The sequence below is a fragment of the Cupriavidus sp. P-10 genome, from assembly GCF_003402535.2.
In the GTDB taxonomy this organism is placed as follows: domain Bacteria; phylum Pseudomonadota; class Gammaproteobacteria; order Burkholderiales; family Burkholderiaceae; genus Cupriavidus.
The window spans coordinates 178,486-200,910 of record NZ_AP025171.1; the positions used below are offsets into that span (position 1 = coordinate 178,486).

Below are 22,425 nucleotides of genomic sequence, written 5' to 3' on the forward strand. Positions count from 1 at the left end.
GTCGCGCGGCGCTTCATTTTTGCCGGCGCAGCGCGCCGGCGATGTCCCGCGTGCCCGCTCGCATGCGCTCCGCCGCCTGGCGCGCGTGCGTCGGATCGCCCTTACCAGCCTTGCCGCCCTCGCCACCCTTGCCATAGCGCTGCCCGATGTAGGCCGCGGCAACCGCCGCGATGGGCGCGGCAGCCTGCGGCAGTCGGGCGCTGGCGCGTGCGGCGAAGTCTTGCGGGCCTTCGGCGGGTGCGCGCACGCAGCCGTGCCGGGCCAGCAGTTCGCAAAAGCGGTCGTACGCGGCGTCGAGCGGATCGGCCTGCTCCCGGCGTCGCCACAGTGGCACCAGCGCGAGCAGGCACAGCACGCCCAGCGCGCCGGCCAGCAGTTGCCCGGCACTGGCGCCAGTGCCGAGGGTGGCCAGCAGGCGCGCCTGTTGCGCGTGGTCATACTGCAGGACCCAGCGCTGCCAGCGGTAGACCATGCCCTCGTAGGCCCAGCGGACATCCTGCATCCAGCCCGGCTGGTGGGCCGGGCGCCATGCCGCGGCCTCGGCGCCAAGGGCGGCGTCCAGGCCTTGCTCGATCCGGCTGGGCGCGACCGCGCTGGTGGGGTCCACGCGCACCCAGCCGCGGCCGTCCAGCCAGACTTCGGCCCAGGCGTGGGCGTCGGACTGGCGCACCACGTAGTGGCCGCCGATCGGATTGTATTCGCCGCCCTGGTAGCCGGTGACGACCCGTGCCGGCACGCCTGCGGCGCGCATCAGGAAGACGAAGCTGCTGGCGTAGTGCTCGCAGAAGCCGCGCCGGGTGTTGAACACAAAACTGTCGACCTGCTCCGCGCCGAGCGGTGGCGGGCTGAGCGTGTAGGCAAACGGCGCGGCGGCAAACAGGCGCAGCGCCGCCTGCACGCGTGCGGCGGGATCGGCGTGCTGCGCGGCCCATGTGCCTGCCAGCGCGCGGGCGCGCGGGTTGCCGGCGGGCAGTGCCAGCGCCAGCCGGCGCGTGGCGGCATCCAGCGCCTCCGGTGCCGGAACGAGCATCGATCTCGCCTGGTAACGCAGGCGCTGGTCCACCGGCCTGCGCGCCATGAACTCGCCGTCGGGCGTGACGGCGGCATCGGCCGACGGCGACACAGCCTGCCCGCGGTCCAGCACCAGCAGCCAGTGCTGCGAACTGGGCTCAAGCGTGATGCTGTAGTCGATTCCGTGCCCGCCGGAGACAGCAGCCGGCGCAGGTGCCAGCGCGTGCAGGCGCTGGCGTGCGGGGCGCCAGGTGATGCCGTCGTACTCCCACAGCACCAGCGCGCGCCAGTACAGCGCCGCGGCAGGCAGCGGCGGGCCGGCGACCTCGGCGCGCAGCGCCAGCGCCGGCGAGCGGATCAGCTTACCGACGCTGCCGGGCCGCATGCTATCGCTGAGTCCGGTGGTTCCGGTGGGCGCGGATTGCGGCAACTGCCACAGCGGATGCTCCAGCCGCGGGAACAGCACGAACATGGCCACCGCCCACGGCAGGCCGAGCAGCGCCATGCGGCCCAGCATCGGCCAGATCGCCAGCCGGCTGCGCGCCTCCGGGTGGTGCAGCAGCAGCCAGTTGCGCAACACCCAGGCGCCGATCGCCAGGCTGTACAGCGCCAGCCAGAAGGGCTGGTCCGACAGGTACAGCGTCAGCAGCAGGTAGAAGGACAACTGCGTGACCAGCGTGGCATCGGCCAGCGCGCGGCACTCGAGCAGCTTGAGGATGACGAACGCACCCAGCAGCGCCACCGCCAGCTCTCGCCCAACGCCGCCGCCGGCCTGCCAGGCCAGCGCACTGGCCACCAGCAGCACCAGCAGCGCGGTCGTGCCGAGCATCCAGCGCGACGGCAGCGGCGCGCGCCGGCGCCACAGCAGCCAGCGCCAGCCCAGCAGCAGCAGCAGCAACAGGCTGACCGACACCGGCAGCGTGCGCGCCTGCGGCGCCAGCACCAGCGCCAGCTGGCCGAGCAGCATGCCGTGGTCTTCATGCCGCAGCGGCCGTGCCACGGCGTTCATGGGCGGGCTCCGGGCCGCGTTGGATGCTGCGGCCACAGCGCCAGTGCCTCCAGGCAGGCGCGCCGATGGCTCGCGCCGCATGCGGGTGGCAGTTCAAGACCCGGCAGGCGCAGGCCGATTTCCGCATCGTCCGGTGCGGCCAGCAGCCACGCGCACAGCCGCGATAGCCGCGCTTCGGCGTCCATGCCCGCCGGCATCGCCTGCCAGTCGAGCCAGCGCGCAGGGCGTTGCGGTGGATCGCCGCTGCGGCTGAGCCAGCGGCCGGTGCGCGCGCTGTGCTTCCACGCGATCCGGTGCAACGGGTCGCCGCTGCGGTAGCGCCGCAACTGGTCGATGCCGTCGTCGCTCGGAACGGCGGCCGCGGCATGTCCCGCGTCGTCCGCGCCTGGGCGATGCGCGGCGGGCGGGGGTGGTGCATTGGCCTCCGGCGCCGGATAGACCAGCGTCGACAGCGGCAGGTCCGCATGGCTCCAGACGCGGAACAGCCCGAACGGGAAGCGGCTGCTGATCACCACGCGCGGCAGCACCAGCCGTCCGCGCCGCGGCGCCGGCACGTGCAGGGCCAGCGTGCCGCTGGCGTGGCCGTCGAGTGTCAGGGTGGCGGGCAACACTTCGGGCAGCGCCGGCACGCGCACCTCGATGCCGATGCGCGCCTCGGCTTCGGCGTTGTCGGCGCGCAGCGCAAACACCGCCAACTGGCCGGCATGCACTGGCGCCACCGTGCCCGCGCTCACCGACAGTTCGAGCAGGTTTCGGTAAGCCAGCCACATGCACGACATGCCGATGCCGGCCAGCAGGAAGGTCAGCGCGAAGCCCAGGCTGATGTTGTAGTTGAGCGAAGTCAGCAGCATCGCGCCGAGCAGCACGGCAAAGCCGATGCCGCCCCGCGCGGGAAGGATATAGAGATGGCGCCGGGCCAGCCGCACGGTACCGCCGGACGGCCGGCGCGCGGCAATGCGCTGGCGGAAGCGCTGACGGAAGCGCTGGCGGAGCCTGGCGGACGCGAACAGCCCCGGCCAGGGCAAGCGTTGGTGTCCGGCGGCGTCTCCGTGGTTGCGCGGCGCCGCCAGCGGATCGCTCGCCATGGGCGTCAGGGGATGGCCACGCCGGCAAGCAGCGCCGCCAGCTCGCCGTCCACCGCCGCGGGCCCGCCCCCGCCCGCCGGCAGCAACCGGTGCGCGGCTACGGCGGTAAAGACCGCCTGCACATCTTCAGGCAGCACCAGCTCGCGCTGCGCCAGCAAGGCCCAGGCGCGTGCGCAGGCCAGCAGCGACAGCCCGGCGCGCGGCGACAGGCCCGCGGCAAAGCCGCCGTGCTGGCGCGTGGCCTGCACCAGCGCCAGCACATAGTCGACCAGCGCGGGGCTGGCGTACACCTGCGCGGCGGCCTGCTGCAGGGCCAGTACCTGCGCGGCATCCATCACCGGCGTGGCTTCCGCCGCGCTGGCGCCGCCAAGGTACAGCACGCGCTCGAAGGCCGGATCGGGGTAGCCGAGCGACACGCGCATGGTAAAGCGGTCGAGTTGCGACTCGGGCAGCGCATGGGTGCCGAGCTGCTCCAGCGGATTTTGCGTGGCGATGACGAAAAACGGTGCCGGCAGCGCATGCGTGGTGCCGTCATGCGTCACCTGCCGCTCGGCCATGGCTTCGAGCAGCGCGCTCTGGGTCTTGGGCGGCGCCCGGTTGATCTCATCAGCCAGCACCACTTGCGCGAACACCGGGCCGCGGTGGAAGCGGAATTCGCCCGCGTCGCGCATGAACACCGAGACGCCGATCAGATCCGCCGGCAGCAGGTCGCTGGTGAACTGCACGCGCTGGTACTGCAGCCCGAGCGTACGCGCCAGCGCATGCGCCAGCGTGGTCTTGCCCACGCCGGGCACGTCTTCCAGCAGCAGGTGGCCCCCTGCCAGCATGCAGGCCAGCGCCAGCCTCACTTGCTGCGGCTTGCCAAGGAGGATGCGGCCCAGCTGGGCCTGGGCCTCGGCCAGCGAAGCGACGATGCGTGGGCGAGCAGTCACGTTGGACCTCGGCGCAAAGGAGTGAAAGGGAGCCGGATTGCCGGCAAGAATGGGGACGTAGTCCAGCGCATTGTAGCGGCGTGCGCGGCACGCGGCACCGTCTGTTTCCGAACGGAGACACCCCGGGCCAGCGGCGCTGCACCTGAATGGCGCAGCGGCTGCTGCCAGACCACGCCAGATAGCGCCGGTTCTGGCATCATGAGCCTGTCGGGCCACCGCCGGCCCACCCGTGTTTCCCTCTCCTTCCGCTGCCCGCTGCAATGACTGCCTCGCTGGACTCCCCTGCCGACCTGCCTGCCGACCTCCCTGCCGCTGCCGTGCTGACCCCCGACGCTGCCGATTCCGATGCGCTGCTGCGCCTGGCGCAGGCCTTCCATGCCAGTGGCTTCGCGATCCTGCGCGGCTTCGGCAGCGAGGCAGACTGCGCCGCGCTGGAAGCGGTGGCGCGCAGGCACCTGGCGGCGGCGGTGCCGCCGGTGGAGTTCGAGGCCGACCTGGGCTATCCCGGCGCCCCCGCCGCGCGCGACGCCGCCGGCGGCGGCACCGTCAGGCGGCTGCGCCAGGCCTACGGCCGCGACGACGTGTTCCACGACTGGGCCACCGACCCGAAGCTGGTGTCGGTGGTGCAGGCGCTGCTGGGCGAACCCGCGTGCCTGACGCTGGCGCACCACAACTGCGTGATGACCAAGCACCCGCACTACGGCAGCCAGACCGGCTGGCACCGCGATACCCGCTATTGGTCGTTTGCCAAGCCCGAGCTGGTGACGGTGTGGCTGGCGCTGGGCGACGAGGACGAAAGCAACGGCGTGCTGCGCGTCATCCCGGGATCTCACCGCGCGGCGCTGGAGCCGGGCCAGCTGGATCCGGCCGAGTTCCTGATCGAGGCGCACCCCGCCAGCCTGCCGCTGCTGCAGGCGGCGCGCCCGCTCGCGCTGCATCGCGGCGATGTGCTGTTCTTCGACAGCCGGCTGTTCCACGCGGCGGGGCGCAATGCCTCCAACGCGGTCAAGCTGTCGGTGGCCTTTGCGTATTTCGGCGCCAGCAACCGGCCGCTGGACGGTACGCGCTCGGCCGAGTTCGGCAGCGTGGCGCTGCCGGTGGCCGGCTGAGCCTGCCGGAGCGGGTGTCGGGAGCGCCGTTCAGGTACGCAGCCCGACCAGCCCCGAGATCTTTTCCGAGGCTTCGAGCAGCGGCGGCAGGAAGCGCTCCAGCATTTCCTGCGCGCTGGTGCGGTTGGCCTGGCCGCTGATATTGATGGCGGCGATGGTCTGGCCGGCACGGTTGCGGATCGGCGCCGCCAGCGACACCAGTCCCTCTTCCAGCTCCTGGTCGTTGAGTGCCCAGCCGCGCTTGCGGATGTCGGCGACGACGGCCTTCAACGCATCGATGTCGGTCACGGTGCGGCTGGTGCGCGCGCGCAGCTCGCTGGCGCGCAGCACGCTGTCCAGCTCGGCTTCATTCAGCCCCGCCATCAGCACGCGGCCCATCGACGAGCAGTACGCCGGCAGCCGGCTGCCGATCGACAGGTTGATGGTCATGATCTTGCGCGCCGGCACGCGCAGCACGTAGACGATCTCGGTTCCGTCCAGCACGGAGATCGAGCAGCTTTCATGCACCTGCTGCGACAGCGTCTCCATGATCGGCTCGGCCAGGTTCCAGAACGGCATCGAGGTCAGGTAGGCAAAGCCGAGGTCGAGGATCTTGGGCGTCAGCCGGAACAGCCGCCCATCGGCCTGCACATAGCCCAGTCCCACCAGCGTCAGCAGGATGCGGCGCGCGCCCGCGCGCGTGAGGCCGCTGGCCTGGGCGATTTCCGTCAGCGTTTGCGCCGGGTGCTGGGCATTGAAGGCACGGATGACCGACAGCCCGCGTGCAAAGGACTGCACATAGCTGTCGCTTGGCTTCTCGGGCGCGGCGGCGCTGCCTGCGCTCTGGGGCGCCTGCGCGTCGCGGGGGGAGTCGGTGGAACTGGCCATCGGCGTAGCACCGGCGTGGGCCGCCGGATTGGCACGGAAAGGCCGAAAGGGTAGAGGAAATGCCGGCACAACGCCAGTACCGGCCCCGCCAGCGGCCGGACGGCGGCATGGGTCTTGCGGTGCCCCGCGGGGCGCCGCCATGCTGTCTCCTGCACCGGCTCTTTTGTTATAGGAAGCAGGTGGGGCGTCTGTGGAAGGTGAGACCTTAGCGGAAGCTGCGCTGCACCAGCACGAACACCGCGCCGAGCACGCAGATCACCGCGAAGCCGTGCAGCATGTCCATGCCGGCCAGCAGCGTGGCCTGCCGGTCGATTTCCAGCGAGATCTTCGCCAGCCCCGCGGCCGACAGCGCATCGGGGGCTTGCAGCGCCGGGTTGAAGCGCGTGACCTGTTCGACCAGGTGGGTGCGGTGCTCGGCCAGCCCGTCCTGCATGAACACGCTGGCCAGGCCGGTGCCCATGGCCGAGGCAATCTGCTTGCACACGTTCTTGAACTGGTAGGCGTGCGAGAAATCCTCGACCGGCACATCCAGATAGGTCATCGATGCCACCTGCACCATCAGCAGCACCGGCGTCAGCCCTTCCAGCAGCACCACCGGCACCAGCGCATAGTCGGGCGCGCCCGGCATCAGCTGGTGCGAAAACAGCATCGCGGCGCAGGCATAGACGATAAAGCCGAGCGCGATCACGCGCCGCTTGCGGAACACCAGCGCCATGCCCAGCGTGATAAGGACAGCGCCGATGGTCGCCACCGTGCCGCTGGTTGCCAGCAGCATGCAGGTGGTGCGGAACGTCAGGCCCAGGCCGGTCTGCGTCAGCGACGGCAGCAGGAAGGCCCATGCCGACGACATCAGGTAATACAGCGTGTAGAAGCCCAGCCCATAGAGATACTGGCGCCCGGCCAACCGCGACAGGTCGATCCACGGGTCCGGATGGCGGTACAGGCGCCAGCCGGCGAAGGCGAACAGCGCCAGGCCGCACAGCGCGGCCAGCGGCATTTCCAGCGAACTGAAAAAGCGCGTGTAGCGCATCTCCTGCAGCGTGTGCAGGAATACCAGCGCGCCGGCCGCGGCGGCGATCGCCACGGGCCAGTCCAGCGTCGACACCGGGGGATGCGGGTCGCGCGGCGCACGCGTGGGGTAGGTCAGCGCCACCGACAGCAGCACCGGCAAGGCAATGCCGGCCTGGAACAGGAACACCGCGCGCCAGCCGATATCGTCGAGGAAAATGCTGGTCAGCCATGGCGTGATCGCCAGCATCGAGAACGCGCCACCGCCGAAGCGCAGCATCAAGGCACCACGTTCGGCCGGCGTCGACACCAGTTGCACCAGGATGCGCGAGGCCGCGAACAGGCCGCCGGCGCCCAGGCCCTGCACCGCCTTGCCGGAGATCAGCCCGGCGGGGCTGGCAAATTCGGCACAGATCAGCGAACCCAGGATGAACACCACCAGCGACGCCAGCGTAAAGCGCTTGTACGTGGTGCGGCGCGCGACCTGGTCAAGCACCATGTTCATCAGCACCGCGGTCGCGGCATAGGCCGAGACCGCGTACAGGTAGTCTTCGGGCGCGGCGCCGACGCCGCCCTGGATATGCTGGCTGGCCACGCCCATCATCAGCGTGGAAGAAAAGTCGATGCCGGTGACCAGGCCGAGCGTCAGGCCGAACAATGAAAGACGCCAGTGACCCATTTCGGGGTGACTGGCGAGTTGCATGCGGGGGCGCGCTGGGGCGGTGGCCGGTGTCGTTGCGGGGGCGAGGGCTGCCGGGACTGATGTTGCCAGCGCTGGGGCTGAGCTGTCCGGTGCAGCCGGGACAGGCGTTTGTTGCATCGCTCAAGCATAATGTCGCCTGCCGAAGAGAACTACAGGCTGTCAGGGAAACATTGTCCGGTGAATCAAACAATTCAATGGAACGACTGGGAGGCGTTCTGCTGCGTCGTTGAGCAGGGTACGTTCACGGCCGCGGCGGAGCAGCTCGATTGCCCCAAGTCGCGCGTGTCGGCCGCGGTGGCGCGGCTGGAAACCGCCATCGGCGCCAAGCTGCTGGAGCGCACCACGCGGCGCATGCGCCTCACCGATGCCGGCAAGGCGGTCTATCGTGACGTCGCGCCGCTGTTCGCGCGGCTGCGCGAGATCCGCCAGGAAACGCTGGCGCGCGAGGAGCGCGTGCAGGGCGTGCTGCGCATCGCCACGCCATATGAATTTGGCGCCCAGCAACTGGGCGGGGTGATCTGCCGCACGCTGGCGGCGCATCCGGCACTCGACGTGGCGGTGGAGATCACGCAGGGACTGGTCGATCCGATCCGCGACGGGTTTGACGTGGCCTTCGTCATCGTCGATGCCGACCTGCCCGACTCCGGCACGGTGGCCCGCCGCATCTACCACGTCGAGCGCGGGCTGTTCGCCGCGCCGTCGCTGGCGGACAGCCTGCCGGCGCAACTGCGTCCGGAAGACCTGGCCAACATGCCGACGCTGACCACGCCGGGCGACACCGTCTGGGAATTCACCCGCGGCGGCGAGACCGTCTCCGTGCCGATCCGCCCGCGCATGCAGACCTTCAACGCCGAGTTGCGCCTGCAGGGCGCGCTGGCGGGCCTTGGCATCGCGCGCCTGTCGGTGAACTACTGCGAAGCCGAGGTCGCGCAGGGCCGCCTGGTGCGGGTGCTGCCGGACTTCCCGCTGCCGCCGCTGCGCGTGTTCGCGCTGCTGCCGGACCGGCGCCTGCAGCCGCGCAAGGTGCGCGTGTTCATGGAAGCGATCGAGTCGATGATGGTGTCGGAGCTGGGGCCCGAGTCAGGCCTGGAAGGGATCGAGCCAGGCGAGTGGGCGAGGGAGGGTGCCGGGCCCGCGGGCGACGCGCAGGCGGAAGGAAGCGGCCTGGCAGAGGGAGAGGCCCGGCCGGCGGGTTGAGGATGCCGGCGGGCCACCACGGCGCAAGGCCGTGGCAAGGGAAAACGCAGAAGCTCAGGCGCCTTCGGTGAAGCTGTCGCGGCGGTCGGTGATGCTTGCGCCGTCGGTGAACGGATCGGCCTTGCCTTGCCTGGCGCCGTCGGTGTACGGATCGCGGCGGCCATCTCGGAACCCATGGGCGCCGTCCAGGAACGGGTCGACCTTGCCGACGTGGGCGATACCGCCGTCGAGGCGGGCGATGTCGGAAACCGGTTCAGAGGCGTGGGCGGCAACGGCGGCAAACGACAGGCCGGCCGCGCAGAGCAGGGAAAGCGCCAGGCTGCGGCGTTGTGCGAGGGTCTTCATGGTGTGTGGTCCTTCTTGGCAGGGTGCGTGGCTGCATCGCCACGTCGCCTGTAATGTAGGACTTCACACTAAGCAGAAAAAGCGTCAATAAGCGAAACACTGTCCAGGCGCCTGGACAATGCGCCGGCTGGCACCGGCGCCATCGCAGCTGCCTGCAATCCTCAGAAATGCATGTTGAACACGCTCGCCCCCAGCCGGGCGATCACCATCAGCAGGATCTGCGCGATCAGGAACAGCACCAGCGGCGAGACATCGAAGCCCCCCAGGCGCGGCACCACGCGCTGGATCGGGCGCAGCACCGGCGCGGTCAGGTGGTCGATGGCGGGGGTGACCGGCGAATGCGGGTTGACCCACGACAGGATCGCCATCAGCAGCGTGACCCACATCACCAGGCTGATCGCCCACTTCAGCACGTACAGCAACGCAGTGAGCAGCACCGCCGGCAGGAATGCCAGCAGGTCGGCGTTGCTGAACAGCGCAACCAGCAGCAGGAACACGACCGCCGTCAGCCAGGCCGCCACCACCGTGGCCCAGTCGATGCCGCCCACGCCCGGGATGATCCGGCGCAGCGGCCGCACCAGCCAGTCGGTGATCTGGAACACGCCCTGCGAGACCGGGTTGCGTGTCGGCAGCCGCGTCAGCTGCATCCAGACGCGCAGCAGCAGGGCCATGCCGAACAGGGTAAAGACGGTATCCAGCAGGAAGAGGGCGATTTCCGTAAACATCGATGCGGTTTCCGGTGACGGGTGAAGGTGTCTGCAACCGCACAGATTCTGCCATAGCCCGGCGTCACATCGGCGCATTCGGGGTACATGCCTGTGTCGCGTCCAACATGCCGGCGCCGCCCTATAATTGCGGGCGCCCGCGGCCGCACTGCGCCTGCGGCGGGTGTGTTCCCGTCTTTTTCGCGCTTTCCGTCGTTCTTCCGCTTAGTCCTATGCCCAGCAAGCCAGCCTCGTCCCGCAACTCTGCGCCACTCACCAAGGCCGACTTCGAGGCGCTCTCGGACTTCCGCTACCAGCTGCGGCGTTTCCTGCGGTTCTCCGAGGACGCGGCGCGCGAGGAAGGGCTGACCGTGCAGCAGTACCTGCTGCTGCTGCATGTCCGCGGCAGCGCCGACAAGGACTGGGCCTCGATCGGCGAGCTGGCCGAACGCCTGCAGGCCAAGCAGCACGGCGTGGTGGCGCTGGTCAATCGTTGCGAGGCAGCCGGGCTGGTCAAGCGCCGCCTCAATCCCGATGATCGCCGCGTGGTACAGGTACACCTGCTGGCCAAGGGCGAGCGCAGCCTGAACCGGCTCGCAATGCTGCATCGGACCGAGCTGGAATCGCTGCGCAACACCTTCCGCGTGGCCCGCATCACGCAGTTCAACGACGACGGCGCGGAGCGCGGCTGAGCATTGCAAACCGGCCGCGGCGCGGCCCGGTTACAGGCAGTTACCAATCAAAAGCTCCGGTGACACCCGCCGCCCGCAGGCGGCCCTAGACTCGCGCGCATTCATCAATACGCGCAGTGCGCAGGAGTCGAGCCATGTCCATCCCCTTTCGTTCGGTTGTGCTTGCGGTGCTTGGCGCCGGTGCGCTGGCCGGGTGTGCCACGCCGTATGGCTACGACAACGGCTATGGCGGGGGCTATGGGGGCGGCTATGGCAGCTACGGCAGCAATAGCGGCTATGGCGGCGGCTATGGTGGAAGCTATGGCGGCAACTACGGCAGCGGCACCAGCGGCACCACCATCAGCGGCTACCCGCAACAGCAATATCCACAGCAGGGCTACCCGCAACAGCAATATCCGCAGCAAGGCTATCCGCAGCAGGGGTATCCGCAGCAGGGGTATCCGCAGCAGCAATATCCGGACGGCGGCTACGACTCCAACAACAGCTACGGCAACGACAACTACGGCAACCAGGCCTACGGCGTGCGCTACGGCTGGGTAGAGGCCATCGAAGTGGTGGCCGGCCAGCCGCCCTCGACCAGCGGCGCCGGCGCGGTGGTCGGCGGCATCGTCGGCGGCCTGCTCGGCCACCAGGTCGGCCGCGGCCGCGGCAATACGGTGGCCACCATCGGTGGCGCCGTGGCCGGTGCGGTGGCCGGCAACGAGGTCGAGAAGCGCACCGGCAGCAGCGCATCGGCCTACCGCGTGCGCGTGCGCACCAGCGACAACGCCTACCTGACGCTGACGCAGGCCAACGCCTACCAGATGCGCATTGGCGACCGCGTCAAGGTCGAGAACGGCGTCGCGGTGCCGTACTGACCGATGCCGGCGCTGGCCGGCTAGGCTCCGGCGTTGAACAGTTGCGCGTAGTCTTCGCGCAGCTGGCGCTTGAGCAGCTTGCCCGCCGTATTGCGCGGCAGGTCGTCGACGAAGACGATGCGCTTGGGCACCTTGAACGGCGCCAGCGCCTGGCGCGCATGCGCGACCAGCGCGTCTTCGCTGGCCTCCTGGCCGCGCTTGCGCACCACGCACGCGGCCACTGCCTCGACCCACTTCGGGTGAGGCAGCGCGAACACCGCGGCTTCGGCCACCGCGCCATGCGTGTACAGGCACTCTTCCACTTCGCGGCTCGATACCAGCACGCCGCCTGAATTGATCACGTCCTTGATCCGGTCGACCACGTACAGGTAGCCCTCGGCATCCAGGTAGCCGAGGTCGCCGGAATGGAACCAGCCGCCGGCAAACGCTTCGGCGGTCTGTTCCGGCTTGTCCCAGTACTCGGTCAGCAGCTGCGGCGAGCGATGCACGATCTCGCCAAGCTCGCCGGGCGGGACGTCCTGCATGGTCTCGTCGACGATGCGCGTCTCGACATTCAGCACCGGCCGCCCTGCCGACGCGGGGCGCGCCGCATGTTCGTCGGGACCCAGCACCGTCGCCAGCGGCCCGATCTCGCTTTGCCCGTAGCAGTTATAGAAGCGCAGCGCCGGCAGCTTCTGCTGCAACTCCAGCAGCACCGGCACCGGCATGATCGACGCCCCGTAGTAGGCCTTGACCAGCGCGCCGAGCCTGGCGGGATCGAACTCGGCGTGGCGCAGCAGCGAGATCCAGACCGTGGGCGGGGCAAAGAAGCTGGTGATGCCTTCCGCGTGGATGGTACGCAGGCAGTAGCCCGCCTCGGGACTGCCGGCGATCAGCGTGGTGCCGCCGCACAGCAGCAGCGGCATCAGGAACACGTGCATCTGCGCCGAGTGGTACAGCGGCAGCGCGGCCAGCGAATAGTCCGAGGCGCGGATGTCGCAGGCGGCGATGGTGCTGACATACTCGGCCAGCAGCGCGCGGTGGGTCAGCACCGCGCCCTTGGGCGCGGAGGTCGTGCCAGAGGTGTACAGGATCTGCGCCGGCATGGTATCGGCAAGGCTCTCGAGTACCGGTGCCTCGGGGCCGCTGGCCGCCGCAGCCAGGATATCGCGCGCCGGGTTGCCGCCATGCAGCGTGCCGATGATCCGGCATGGCAGGCCCTCGATGCGCTCGGCCAGTGCCGGGTCGGCAAAGACCGCGCTGGCGCCCGATTGCGTGACGAGATATTCCACCTCCGGCCGCGTCATCGAGAAATTGACCGGCACATGGACCAGCCCGCTGCGCAGGCAGGCCAGCCACAGCAGCACGTACGCATCCGAGTTCTTGCCGAAGGCGGCCACGCGGTCACCGGGGCGCAGCCCCCATTGCACCAGCGCACCGGCCACGCGCGCGGCGGCGAGGTCGAGTTCGCGATAGCTCCAGGACCGTTCGCCGAAGCGGAGCGCGGTCTTGGCGGGGCTGCGCCGCACCGCGCGGGCGATGGCATCGGGGATGGTGTTGCGCAGGGCGCGCTGCTGCTCTGACTGCATGGTGGTCTCCGTCGTTATGGTTTGAGGGTCCAGCAAGTCTTTGAAGCCAAGCGCCGAGGATAAGGGCAGCCGCCTCGCCATGGCAAGGCGGCAGCGGGGCGCGCAGGGGCGCCCCCGGGGCTGTTACAGCGCCTGCGCCAGGAAGGCCAGCGCGCGCCCGTGTGCCAGCGCGGCACTGGGCTGGTGGTACGAAGCACGCGCCCAGCAGTTGAAGCCGTGGTCGGCGTTGTCGTAGACGTGGATCTCGCTGCCGGGCTTGCCCGCCATGGCGTCGCGCACGCTCTGCACGGCCTCCGGCGGGATGTGCGCGTCGAGCGCGCCGTAGTGGAACTGCACCGGCACGCGGATGTTCGCCGCTTCCTGCAGCTGGTTCTGGATGCCGCCGCCGTAGTACGGCACCGCGGCGTCGACCAGCCCGCGCGCCGCGCTCAGGTACGACAGCAGGCCGCCGAAGCAGTAGCCCACCGTGGCGACCTTGCCGGCGCCGGTGCGCTGGCGCAGCGCCTGCACGGTGGCGGCGATGTCGCCGAGCGCGGCTTCGACGTCGACCGATTTGCGCAGCGCCATCGCACGCGTCATGTCATCGCCGGCATAGCCCAGCTCGACGCGCGGCGCCTCGCGCCAGAACACGTCGGGCGCGAGTACGGCATAGCCATCGGCGGCGTACTGGTCAGCCACCGCGCGGATGTGTTCGTTCACGCCGAAGATTTCCTGCAGCAGCACGATGGCGGGCGCGCCCGGCCTGGCGCCTGCGGGGGGCAGGCTGAGGTAGGCGTCGAAGCTGCCCGCGTCGCTGTCGACGCGGATCCATTGGCTGTCGGGAATGGCTGTCATGGCAAGGGCTCTCCGGAATGGCTCACAACGGGTAGGCGGAATGCGCGGCACGTGCCGCGCGCCAGCCGCAAGTTTGCCACCGCGCGCGCCACCGTGCTGGCGCGCGCCACTTGCCGGGTCCGGCGCGCGCTCAATAAGCGCGCTCAATAAGCGCGCGATTGCCGGTAGCGCTTGTGCCAGTTGTCGGTATAGGCCTTCACCACCGCCGCATCGCCGCGGATCAGCATGCCGTTCTCGGCATTGCGCTCCTGCGCGGACTTGGTGAAGTTGAACGAGCCGGTGAACACCGCCTGGTCGTCGAACACCATCACCTTGTTGTGGGCGATCGCGGGCTTGTTGTCGATCACCACCGGCACGCCCGCGTGCTTGAGGTACGTGGCGCTGGTATAGCGCTCCGACTCCTGGCTCTTGTCCAGGATCACGCGCACGTCCACGCCGCGCCGGTGCGCCTGCGCCACGGCCTCGGCGATCGGCGCGCTGGTGAACGAGTAAGCCTGGACCAGCAGCTGCCGCCGCGTGCTGCGGATCGCATTGACCAGCAGCGCCTGGCAGCTCGCGCCGTCGGGCACGAAGCAAAGCGTGTAGCCGCTGCCCTGCGCGAACGCCTTGCTCGGCGCGGGGCTGGCCTCGGGCGGCTGGGCCGGCTTGCCGGACCGCGAGGGCAGGTGCTTGGCCACCGCGTCGCTGAAGGTGTCGCTGATGCTGCTGGTGATGGACTCGGTGACCTGGTCGAAGCCAGACGCCGAACGCGCATGCGCGAGCAGCGCGAAGGGGCTGAACGAGGTAAAGGCCGATACGGCGGCGGCGAGGGCAAGGCCCAGTACGGTACGGCGGAACATTCGGTAAGTCAGGGCGCGTTGGTCGCGACGGTTATGCTGGCTTCGGTCAGGGACAGCCTGCGCGCGCCGCGCGGCGCGGGCTGTGATGCGCGGGACCGCAGCGTAGCAGCCGCTTACGCCACTGGCAAAGGGCGATGTGTAACAGGATTTGTGCCGGCGGCACCGGCCTTGGGACTATCGGCGCATGGCGCCTATGATGGATGGAACCCCGCGGGCTTGCCCACCAAGGAGAGGGACATGTCGAACCATACCTACAAGCTGGTCGAAATCGTCGGCTCTTCGCCGGATGGCTGCGACCAGGCCATCCGCAGCGCCATCGCCAAGGCTGGCGAAACCATCAAGAACATCGACTGGTTCGAAGTGGTGGAAACGCGCGGCCATATCGAAAACGGCAAGGTCGCACATTACCAGGTCACGCTGAAGGTCGGCTTCCGCGTGACCTGAGCGCGGCGCTGTAGCAGCGGGGCATCCCTGGCCGCAGCGTCGCGGGCTGGCGGCGCGCCCGCTGCTTGCGCCGCGTATGGTTCCTGACTGCGCTGGCGGTGAAAACAAGGCCGGCGCTGTAGCGCCGCCGGCCGGGTACAGGCCGAGCCGGCCTGGTGCCCGCGCAGCGCAGCGCCAGGGCCGCTCAGGGCAGGCGGATCTCCTTCACGTCGAAGTGCGATTCGCCGATCAGTTCCTTGTCGTACTCGCCGACCAGTTCCACCGTGGTGTTGGCGTCGACAGGCTTCTGCGCCGGCCATACCTTCTGCTTGATCTTTACCTTCATCTGGCCGGTGCCGTCCGCGAACAGGTAGCGCTCATCGCCGGCGCTGCTGACGATCTTGCCGCGCAGCACCGCGTGCTGGTCGTCCTTGCCGTCGGCCTGCAAAGCCTTCACGGTCATCGCCGGGATCGACGAGGGCCCGGTGTACTGCGCGCTGGCGCCGGCGGCGGCAAGTCCAAGGGCGAGGGCCACGGCGGTGGCGGTGAGGATGTGTTTCATGTGCGTTCTCCATCAAGGTTGGGACCCGGGGGCGATGGCATGCATGATGCGCCGGCACGGCTGAACCGTCGCTGAACGGCGGCGCGGGCGCCGCGACGCTTTATCATTCGGGATTCGCGTGCCGCGCGCGCTGCCGCATTCACCCATCCACCGGATCCCAGATTGCGTTTCCTGCACACCGCCGACTGGCATCTCGGCCGGCTCTTCCATGCCCGCAGCCTGCTGGAAGACCAGGCCCATATCCTCGGCCAGTTCGTTGAACTGGTCAAAGCCGAACGACCCGACGCCGTGCTGATCGCCGGCGACGTCTATGACCGCGCCGTGCCGCCGCCCGAGGCGGTGGCGCTGCTCGACGACGTGCTGGCCCGCATCGTCGTCGATGCCGGAGTGCCGGTGGTGATGATCGCCGGCAACCATGACAGCGCCCAGCGGCTGGAATTCGGCGCGCGCCTGATGCGCGCGCAGGGCCTGCACGTGGCCGGCCGCACGCTGGCCGATGCCGCCAGCGTGACGCTGCACGACGCGCACGGCGAAGTGCGCCTCTACGCGCTGCCCTATGCCGAGCCAGCGGTGGTGCGCGACGCCATGGGCGCGGAGCTGGTCTCGCACGAAGCCGCGCTGCGCGCGCAGCTCGACGCGATCCGTGCGGTCCATCCGCGGGGCGTGCGCGCGGTGGTGGTCGGCCATGCCTTCGTGGTCGGCGGTGCGGCCAGCGAATCGGAGCGGCCGCTGTCGGTCGGCGGCAGCGGCGCCGTGGCGGCGGACCTGTTCGCCGGTTTCGACCTGGTGGCGCTGGGCCACCTGCACCGGCCGCAGACGCTGGGCGGCGGGCGTATCCACTACGCCGGCTCGCTGCTCAAGTACTCGCTGTCCGAGTGCGCGCACGACAAGTCGGTGTCGCGCATCGAACTGGATGCCGACGGCGCCGTGTCGATCACGCCGGTGCCGCTGCAGCCGCTGCGCGACGTGCGCGTGGTGGAAGGCGAACTGGCCGCGCTGCTTGCCGCCGGCGCCAATGACCCGCAGCGCGACGACTATATCCACGCGCGCCTGACCGATGCCGGTGCGCTGCTCGACCCGATGGCCAAGCTGCGCCAGGTCTATCCCAATGCGCTGGCGATCGAGCGCACGGTGCTGGCGCGCAGCGGCACGGCTTCGGAAGCCGGCCGCCAGCTGCGCCAGCTTGGCGCCGGCGAGCTGTTTGCCAGCTTTTTCCGCGAGGTGGCCGATGCCGAGCTGGAGCCGGGCCACCGCGAAGTGCTCGACCAGGTGCTGGCCGGCATGGCGGCGGCGGAGCGGGAGTCGGCATGAGACCGCTGCAACTGACCCTGCAGGCCTTCGGGCCGTTTGCCGCGACCGAGCAGGTCGATTTCACGCGGCTCGGCGACCAGGCCTTCTTCCTGATCCATGGCCCCACCGGCGCCGGCAAGACCACGCTGCTTGACGCGATCTGCTTCGCGCTGTATGGCGATACCTCCGGCGGCGAGCGCAGCGCGCAGGCCATGCGCAGCGCCAATGCCGCGCCGGGCCTGCGCACCGAAGTCACGCTGGAATTCAGCCTGGGCGCGCAGCGCTGGCGCGTGGTGCGCTCGCCCGCGCAGGAGCGGCCCAAGCAGCGCGGCGAAGGCTGGCTGACGGAGCCGGCCAAGGCGCAGCTCGACCAGCATGACGGCAATGGCTGGGTCAGCAAGGCCGGCCAGCCGGGCAAGGTCAGCGATGCCATCCGCGATCTGCTCGGCTTCGACAGCGCGCAGTTCCGCCAGGTCATCGTGCTGCCGCAAGGGCGCTTCCGCGAACTGCTGACCGCCAGTTCGCAGGCGCGGCAGGCAATTCTGGAGCGATTGTTCCGCACCGAGCTCTATCGCCGCGTGGAAGAACTGCTGAAGGCGCAGGCGGCCGGCATCCGCCGCGATGCCGAGCGCATCGGCATCCAGCGCGACGAAGCGCTGCGGCAGGCCGGCATGGAGAGCGCGCAGGCGCTCGCCGACGGCATCGCCGCGCTGCACGCGGAAATGCATGCGCTGCAGGCGCAGGAGCAGGGCGCACGCCAGTCGCTGGCCGCGGCGCAGGCGGCACTCGGCGCGGGCGAACAGGTGGCGGCACGGCTGCGGGAACGCCAGCAGGCCGAGGCCGCGCACGCTGCGCTGCAGGCACAGCAGCCCGCGATGGAGGCCGAACGTGTGCGGCTGCAGGCCGCGCAGCGCGCGGCGCGCGTCAGCCCCGCGCTGCAGCAGTGGCAGCTAGCGCGGCGGGACCACGCGGCGGCCGGGACAGCGCTTGAGCAGGCCGACGCGGGCGCGGCGCGCACCGCGCAGCAGGCCGCGCAAGCCGCTGCCGCATTGCAGGCCGAGACCGCCCGTGCCGACTTGCGCGCGGCCGCCCAGCGGCGCTGCACGGAACTTGACGCCATGCTGCCGCGCGCGCGCCAGCTCGCCACGCTGCGGCAGGCCCTGGAGGCGGCCCAGCAGAAGCAAGCTGCCACCGTCGTGGCGCGCGAGCGTGGCGCCGCCAGGCTGGCCGCGAGCCAGGTCGACGCAGCGGCGGCGGAGACCGCGCTCGGGCGGGCGCAGCTTGCTGCCGCGCAACTGCAAGGCACGCAACTACAGCTTGCCGCGTTGCAGGAAAAATCGCGGCAGTTCAGCCGCCATGCCCAGGCGATGCAGGCGCTTGCCAACGCCGTTGCGCAGGCCGCCGACGTGGAAGCGGCTCAGCAACTGGCTGACCGCATGCGCGAGCGCCGCCGCGACGCACTGGCCGAAGCCGAAGCCGCATGGCGCGCCGGCCAGGCGGCACGGCTGGCGGCCGCGCTTGCCACCGGCGAGGCTTGCCCGGTATGCGGCAGCAGCTCGCATCCCACCCCGGCGCAGCATGTCGACACGCCGCTGTCGGACGACGCGCTGGAGCATGCGCGCGGGGCCATGCTCGAAGCCGAGTCGCAGGCGGTGCGTTGCGCCGCCCAGCTGCAGGCCGCGCAGGCCGCCACCACGCAGGCGCGTGAGCGTGCCGACGAACTCGCGCAGGCCCTGGGCGACGTCTCGGACGAGGCTGCGCACCAGCTGAAGACCGACATCGCCACGCTCGCGGCCGCGCTGGCAGCAGGCCAGCAGGCAGCTGCCAGCGTCGGCCAGTGCGAAGCCGCCATTGCCGCCAGCCGCGCCGCGCGCGAGGCGGCCGAACTCGCCAGCCGCGATGCCGCCGCCGCAGCGGAAGCGTCTGCGCAGGCGCTGGCGCAGTGCCAGGTCGAATGGCAGGTGGCCTGCGCGCAGGTTCCCGAGGATTCGCGCGATCCGGTGGCGCTGGCCGAAGCCTTGCGCCAGGCGCAGGCCGATGCCGCTGCGCTGGAGCGCGCCCTTGCCACCGCGCAGGCGGCGGACCGGCAAGCCGCCACGGACGCCGCCGCCGCGCAGGCCGCGCTTGGCTCGGCCCGGCAGGCACAGGCGCACGCCACCACGCGCCTCGCCGAGGCGCAATGCGCGCTGGTGCAAGCTTTAGAGCGGGAAGGTATTGCCGATGTAGCGGCGCATGCCGCGGCCAGCCTGCCCGATGCCGACATGGCGCGCATTGACCAGGCGCTGCGCGCCTTCGATGCGGAGCTGGTTGCCGCTGCCCGACTGCGCGAGCGCGCCGAGGCCGCGGCGCAAGGGCTCGGCGTGCCGGACCTGGATGGATTGCGTGCTGCCGGGCAGGCCGCCGCCGACGCGGTGGAAGCGCTGGTCCGGCAACAGGCGGATCGCGGCCGCTCGCGCGGCCTGCTGCAGCAATGCCAGCTGCGCCTGCAGCAACTTGATGCGCAGGGCCGCGACATCGAAGCCCGCTATGCAGTGCTCGGCCGGCTGGCCGAGGTCGCCAACGGCAACAACCCGCGCCGCATGACGTTCCAGCGTTTCGTGCTGGCCACGCTGCTCGATGAGGTGCTGGAAGCCGCGTCGGCGCGGTTGCTGGCGATGAGCCGGGGCCGCTATGTGCTGCAGCGCGTGCGCGAGCAGGCCGACCAGCGCAGTGCCGGCGGGCTGGATATCGAAGTGTTCGACCACGACACCGGTGCGCCGCGGCCGGCCAATACGCTGTCAGGCGGCGAAGGCTTCCTGGCGTCACTGTCGCTCGCGCTTGGCCTGGCCGACGTGGTGCAGTCGCGCGCGGGCGGGATCCAGCTCGATACGCTGTTCGTCGATGAAGGGTTCGGCACGCTGGATCCGGAAAGCCTGGACTTTGCCATCCGCACGCTGCTCGACCTGCAGCAGGCCGGTCGGCTGGTCGGGATCATTTCGCACGTGGCTGAGCTGCGGGAGCGCATTGATGTGCGGCTGGAAGTGCGGCCGGGGGTGGGTGGCAGCCGCGCGGTGCTGAGCGGCGTGGCAGCCATGGCCTGAAATTCTGCCGGCCAGTCTGGCTGGTCTGGCTGGTCTGGCTGGTCTGGCTGGTGGCAGCGGGTAGCAGGTGGCAGCGGGTAAAGCGAGGTGATCCGCGGCGAGGTGTTCCGCGAAGTGTTCCTTAGTCAGGCGACAAACACCTGCCGGCAGCGGATCGCCATGACCTGCGCCTCGAACGCCCGCGCGGCGGCCAGGGCCAGGCGCGCGCGGCGCGACAGCGCGGGCGCGCGCTTTGCGGGTGCGGCCTGCGCGGCCTGTGCAGTGGCGGCGCAGGGTACGATGCCGTCCTGGCCCAGTCCCCACGCCTGCTGCGTAACCTGCAGGATGCGCGCAAGGGCTGCGGCATGTTGCGTGGATGCATTCGGGAGGTTGGCGGTGGCCATGGTGGGCTCCTGTTTCTTGTCTGTATTTCGTGTTTCTAGCTGGGCGGCGCGCCTGAGCCGGTGGTCCGGGGACTGCTGTACGGGCGCTGCCTTCTTCTGATTCCAAGATAGCCGCCGCGACCGCGGCGCAACATCGACAGCGAACCGATTCCCCTGTCGGCCCTGTCCTACACGGGACGCCGCCGTCACCCCGCGCGGTGATCGCCCATCGTCTGCATCCCTTGCCGGCCGACCGGTTGACCGTCGCCCGCGCGCAGGTGTAATCTGTTCATTCTGCGAATTCAAGTTCGAATAGCGAACAAAAGCCAGCCAACCACCGGCCGCATTTCGGATCGCGGCTGTGCCGGACAGCACAGCACCAAACAACACCACGCAGACTGCTGGACCGTTCAACGGGCGGTACAGGCGGCACCAACGCCGCCCGGCCGTATATGAACATCCTTCCGGCGGGCATCTGGAGACAGTCTTTCATGCGCCGCGCCTTGCGGCCCGCTCCGGTAGCCTGCGGATCTTCCGACCTGGAACGCAAGTGATCAACAAGCTATACGACACGGTGGAAGCGGCGGTGGCCGGCATCCACGACGGCGCCACCATCCTCATTGGCGGCTTTGGCCTCGCAGGCATGCCCGCGGAACTGATCGACGCGCTCATCGAGCAAGGCGCGCGCGACCTCACCATCGTCAACAACAACGCCGGCAACGGCGACACCGGCCTGGCCGCGCTGCTGAAGACCAAGCGCGTGCGCAAGATCATTTGCTCGTTCCCGCGCCAGACGGACTCGTACGTGTTCGACGCGCTGTACCACGCCGGCGAGATCGAGCTGGAACTGGTGCCGCAGGGCAACCTGGCCGAGCGCATCCGCGCCGCCGGCGCCGGCATCGGCGGCTTCTTTACCCGCACCGCCTACGGCACGCCGCTGGCCGAGGGCAAGGAAACCCGCATCATCGACGGCCAGGGTTACGTGTTCGAGACCCCGATCCACGCCGACTTCGCGCTGATCAAGGCCGACACCGCCGACCGCTGGGGCAACCTCACCTACCGCAAGACCGCGCGCAACTTCGGCCCGATCATGGCGATGGCCGCCAAGTGCGCCATCGTGCAGGTCAACAAGGTAGTGGATCTGGGCGAAATGAATCCCGAACACATCGTCACGCCGGGCCTCTTCGTCAAGCGCGTCGTCAAGATCGCCAAGTCCGCATAAACGCGACAGGCAACAGGAGAAACAGCATGCAACGCCTGACCCGCGATCAGATGGCCGCCCGCGTGGCCAAAGACATTCCCGAAGGTGCCGTGGTCAATCTCGGCATCGGACTGCCGACGCTCGTCGGCAACCACCTGCCGGCAGACAAGGAAATCCTGCTGCACAGCGAGAACGGCCTGCTCGGCATGGGCCCCGCGCCCGCTGCCGGTGAAGAAGACGGCGACCTGATCAACGCCGGCAAGCAGCCGGTGACGATCAAGCCGGGCGGCTCGTACTTCCACCACGCCGATTCGTTCGCGATGATGCGCGGCGGCCACCTCGACTTCTGCGTGCTGGGCGCGTTCCAGGTGTCGGAGAAGGGCGACCTGGCCAACTGGCACACCGGCGCACCCGGCGCCATCCCCGCCGTGGGCGGCGCGATGGACCTGGCGATCGGCGCCAAGCAGGTGTTCGTGATGATGGAACACCAGACCAAGCAGGGCGAAAGCAAGGTCGTGCCGCAGTGCACTTATCCGCTGACCGGCATCGGTTGCGTGACGCGCATCTACACTGACCTTGCCACCCTCGACGTGACCGCCGACGGTCTGGTCGCGCGCGACCTGGTGGAAGGGCTGAGCTTCGAAGAACTGCAGCGCCTGACCGGCGTGCCCCTGAAGCAGGCCTGAGCGCCGGCATCGCCACCGCATCCGTACCGCACCGATACCAACCAGACGAGAGAGACACACC

At 69.9% G+C, this 22,425-nt stretch carries 21 protein-coding genes; 9 read left to right on the plus strand and 12 right to left on the minus strand.

Features of this window, described 5'->3' with window-relative positions:
* Positions 1-13: 13 nt before the first annotated feature.
* From CTP10_RS17945 to CTP10_RS17955, 3 genes are read right to left on the minus strand one after another with little or no spacing between them, the layout of a single operon-like run.
* Positions 14-2,020, minus strand: coding sequence for a transglutaminase family protein (locus tag CTP10_RS17945; protein ID WP_116318932.1), 2,007 nt, complete (start codon positions 2,018-2,020; stop codon positions 14-16).
* A complete protein-coding gene (locus CTP10_RS17950) occupies positions 2,017-3,105 on the minus strand; it encodes a DUF58 domain-containing protein (protein ID WP_116318931.1) in 1,089 nt (362 codons plus the stop codon). Before CTP10_RS17950 ends, CTP10_RS17945 begins: the two co-directional genes overlap by 4 nt.
* A 5-nt stretch (positions 3,106-3,110) precedes the next feature.
* A complete protein-coding gene (locus CTP10_RS17955; protein ID WP_116318930.1) occupies positions 3,111-4,037 on the minus strand; it encodes an AAA family ATPase in 927 nt (308 codons plus the stop codon).
* Between the two features lie 260 nt (positions 4,038-4,297).
* On the opposite strand from CTP10_RS17955, the gene CTP10_RS17960 reads away from it, so the two are divergent.
* Complete coding sequence (locus tag CTP10_RS17960; RefSeq protein ID WP_116318929.1) at positions 4,298-5,146, plus strand: phytanoyl-CoA dioxygenase family protein; 849 nt, start codon at positions 4,298-4,300, stop codon at positions 5,144-5,146.
* A 30-nt stretch (positions 5,147-5,176) separates the two neighbouring features.
* On the opposite strand, the gene CTP10_RS17965 is transcribed toward CTP10_RS17960, so the two are convergent.
* Positions 5,177-6,013: an IclR family transcriptional regulator gene (locus tag CTP10_RS17965; RefSeq protein ID WP_116318928.1), complete on the minus strand. Its 837-nt coding sequence runs from the start codon at positions 6,011-6,013 to the stop codon at positions 5,177-5,179.
* Positions 6,014-6,218: 205 nt separating this feature from the next.
* Entirely contained in the window at positions 6,219-7,841 is a 1,623-nt protein-coding gene (locus CTP10_RS17970) for an MFS transporter (RefSeq protein ID WP_116318927.1), read from the minus strand.
* A 60-nt stretch (positions 7,842-7,901) separates the two neighbouring features.
* On the opposite strand from CTP10_RS17970, the gene CTP10_RS17975 reads away from it, so the two are divergent.
* On the plus strand, positions 7,902-8,921 hold the full coding sequence (locus CTP10_RS17975; protein WP_116318926.1) for a LysR family transcriptional regulator: 1,020 nt from the start codon (positions 7,902-7,904) through the stop codon (positions 8,919-8,921).
* Positions 8,922-8,975: 54 nt separating this feature from the next.
* Here CTP10_RS17975 and CTP10_RS17980 read toward each other — a convergent pair whose 3' ends face one another.
* Both CTP10_RS17980 and CTP10_RS17985 read right to left on the minus strand, forming a co-directional pair.
* Complete coding sequence (locus CTP10_RS17980) at positions 8,976-9,266, minus strand: hypothetical protein (protein ID WP_116318925.1); 291 nt, start codon at positions 9,264-9,266, stop codon at positions 8,976-8,978.
* Between the two features lie 161 nt (positions 9,267-9,427).
* A complete protein-coding gene (locus CTP10_RS17985) occupies positions 9,428-9,991 on the minus strand; it encodes a YggT family protein (RefSeq protein WP_116318924.1) in 564 nt (187 codons plus the stop codon).
* Positions 9,992-10,203: 212 nt separating this feature from the next.
* Between CTP10_RS17985 and CTP10_RS17990 the strand changes: the two genes are divergently transcribed.
* Together CTP10_RS17990 and CTP10_RS17995 are read left to right on the plus strand one after the other, a co-directional pair.
* On the plus strand, positions 10,204-10,662 hold the full coding sequence (locus CTP10_RS17990) for a MarR family winged helix-turn-helix transcriptional regulator (protein ID WP_116318923.1): 459 nt from the start codon (positions 10,204-10,206) through the stop codon (positions 10,660-10,662).
* A gap of 134 nt (positions 10,663-10,796) precedes the next feature.
* Complete coding sequence (locus CTP10_RS17995) at positions 10,797-11,519, plus strand: glycine zipper 2TM domain-containing protein (protein WP_116318922.1); 723 nt, start codon at positions 10,797-10,799, stop codon at positions 11,517-11,519.
* A 20-nt stretch (positions 11,520-11,539) separates the two neighbouring features.
* On the opposite strand, the gene CTP10_RS18000 is transcribed toward CTP10_RS17995, so the two are convergent.
* From CTP10_RS18000 to CTP10_RS18010, 3 genes are all read right to left on the minus strand, one after another.
* A complete protein-coding gene (locus CTP10_RS18000; RefSeq protein ID WP_116318921.1) occupies positions 11,540-13,087 on the minus strand; it encodes an acyl-CoA synthetase in 1,548 nt (515 codons plus the stop codon).
* A 123-nt stretch (positions 13,088-13,210) separates the two neighbouring features.
* Entirely contained in the window at positions 13,211-13,921 is a 711-nt protein-coding gene (locus tag CTP10_RS18005) for a dienelactone hydrolase family protein (protein ID WP_116318920.1), read from the minus strand.
* 143 nt (positions 13,922-14,064) lie between these two features.
* Positions 14,065-14,760, minus strand: coding sequence for a phospholipase D family nuclease (locus CTP10_RS18010; RefSeq protein WP_116318919.1), 696 nt, complete (start codon positions 14,758-14,760; stop codon positions 14,065-14,067).
* A 237-nt stretch (positions 14,761-14,997) separates the two neighbouring features.
* On the opposite strand from CTP10_RS18010, the gene CTP10_RS18015 reads away from it, so the two are divergent.
* Positions 14,998-15,204, plus strand: a complete 207-nt coding sequence (locus tag CTP10_RS18015; RefSeq protein WP_116318918.1) for a dodecin — start codon at positions 14,998-15,000, stop codon at positions 15,202-15,204.
* Between the two features lie 184 nt (positions 15,205-15,388).
* Here the strand turns inward: CTP10_RS18015 and CTP10_RS18020 are convergent, their stop codons facing one another.
* Positions 15,389-15,745: a YgiW/YdeI family stress tolerance OB fold protein gene (locus CTP10_RS18020; protein ID WP_116318917.1), complete on the minus strand. Its 357-nt coding sequence runs from the start codon at positions 15,743-15,745 to the stop codon at positions 15,389-15,391.
* 162 nt (positions 15,746-15,907) lie between these two features.
* On the opposite strand from CTP10_RS18020, the gene CTP10_RS18025 reads away from it, so the two are divergent.
* Entirely contained in the window at positions 15,908-17,056 is a 1,149-nt protein-coding gene (locus CTP10_RS18025; protein WP_116318916.1) for an exonuclease SbcCD subunit D, read from the plus strand.
* Complete coding sequence (locus tag CTP10_RS18030; protein WP_116318915.1) at positions 17,053-20,115, plus strand: AAA family ATPase; 3,063 nt, start codon at positions 17,053-17,055, stop codon at positions 20,113-20,115. Before CTP10_RS18025 ends, CTP10_RS18030 begins: the two co-directional genes overlap by 4 nt.
* A gap of 125 nt (positions 20,116-20,240) precedes the next feature.
* Here CTP10_RS18030 and CTP10_RS18035 read toward each other — a convergent pair whose 3' ends face one another.
* Entirely contained in the window at positions 20,241-20,498 is a 258-nt protein-coding gene (locus tag CTP10_RS18035; protein ID WP_116318914.1) for a hypothetical protein, read from the minus strand.
* A gap of 529 nt (positions 20,499-21,027) precedes the next feature.
* Between CTP10_RS18035 and CTP10_RS18040 the strand changes: the two genes are divergently transcribed.
* The gene (locus tag CTP10_RS18040; protein WP_116318913.1) at positions 21,028-21,699 is read left to right on the plus strand and encodes a 3-oxoacid CoA-transferase subunit A; all 672 of its coding nucleotides are present in this window, start codon (positions 21,028-21,030) and stop codon (positions 21,697-21,699) included.
* A gap of 26 nt (positions 21,700-21,725) precedes the next feature.
* Positions 21,726-22,364: a 3-oxoacid CoA-transferase subunit B gene (locus CTP10_RS18045; RefSeq protein WP_116318912.1), complete on the plus strand. Its 639-nt coding sequence runs from the start codon at positions 21,726-21,728 to the stop codon at positions 22,362-22,364.
* Positions 22,365-22,425: the final 61 nt, after the last annotated feature.

Bases quoted from the DNA above. Each gene is read 5' to 3' on its own strand.
- CTP10_RS17950 (WP_116318931.1), bottom strand. From the start codon at position 3,105: ATGGCGAGCGATCCGCTGGCGGCGCCGCGCAACCACGGAGACGCCGCC.
- CTP10_RS18005 (WP_116318920.1), bottom strand. From the start codon at position 13,921: ATGACAGCCATTCCCGACAGCCAATGGATCCGCGTCGACAGCGACGCG.
- CTP10_RS17995 (WP_116318922.1), top strand. From the start codon at position 10,797: ATGTCCATCCCCTTTCGTTCGGTTGTGCTTGCGGTGCTTGGCGCCGGT.
- CTP10_RS18015 (WP_116318918.1), top strand. From the start codon at position 14,998: ATGTCGAACCATACCTACAAGCTGGTCGAAATCGTCGGCTCTTCGCCG.
- CTP10_RS17965 (WP_116318928.1), bottom strand. From the start codon at position 6,013: ATGGCCAGTTCCACCGACTCCCCCCGCGACGCGCAGGCGCCCCAGAGC.
- CTP10_RS18010 (WP_116318919.1), bottom strand. From the start codon at position 14,760: ATGTTCCGCCGTACCGTACTGGGCCTTGCCCTCGCCGCCGCCGTATCG.
- CTP10_RS17960 (WP_116318929.1), top strand. From the start codon at position 4,298: ATGACTGCCTCGCTGGACTCCCCTGCCGACCTGCCTGCCGACCTCCCT.
- CTP10_RS18000 (WP_116318921.1), bottom strand. From the start codon at position 13,087: ATGCAGTCAGAGCAGCAGCGCGCCCTGCGCAACACCATCCCCGATGCC.
- CTP10_RS17985 (WP_116318924.1), bottom strand. From the start codon at position 9,991: ATGTTTACGGAAATCGCCCTCTTCCTGCTGGATACCGTCTTTACCCTG.
- CTP10_RS18020 (WP_116318917.1), bottom strand. From the start codon at position 15,745: ATGAAACACATCCTCACCGCCACCGCCGTGGCCCTCGCCCTTGGACTT.
- CTP10_RS17970 (WP_116318927.1), bottom strand. From the start codon at position 7,841: ATGCAACAAACGCCTGTCCCGGCTGCACCGGACAGCTCAGCCCCAGCG.
- CTP10_RS18035 (WP_116318914.1), bottom strand. From the start codon at position 20,498: ATGGCCACCGCCAACCTCCCGAATGCATCCACGCAACATGCCGCAGCC.
- CTP10_RS17990 (WP_116318923.1), top strand. From the start codon at position 10,204: ATGCCCAGCAAGCCAGCCTCGTCCCGCAACTCTGCGCCACTCACCAAG.
- CTP10_RS17945 (WP_116318932.1), bottom strand. From the start codon at position 2,020: ATGAACGCCGTGGCACGGCCGCTGCGGCATGAAGACCACGGCATGCTG.
- CTP10_RS18030 (WP_116318915.1), top strand. From the start codon at position 17,053: ATGAGACCGCTGCAACTGACCCTGCAGGCCTTCGGGCCGTTTGCCGCG.
- CTP10_RS17980 (WP_116318925.1), bottom strand. From the start codon at position 9,266: ATGAAGACCCTCGCACAACGCCGCAGCCTGGCGCTTTCCCTGCTCTGC.
- CTP10_RS18045 (WP_116318912.1), top strand. From the start codon at position 21,726: ATGCAACGCCTGACCCGCGATCAGATGGCCGCCCGCGTGGCCAAAGAC.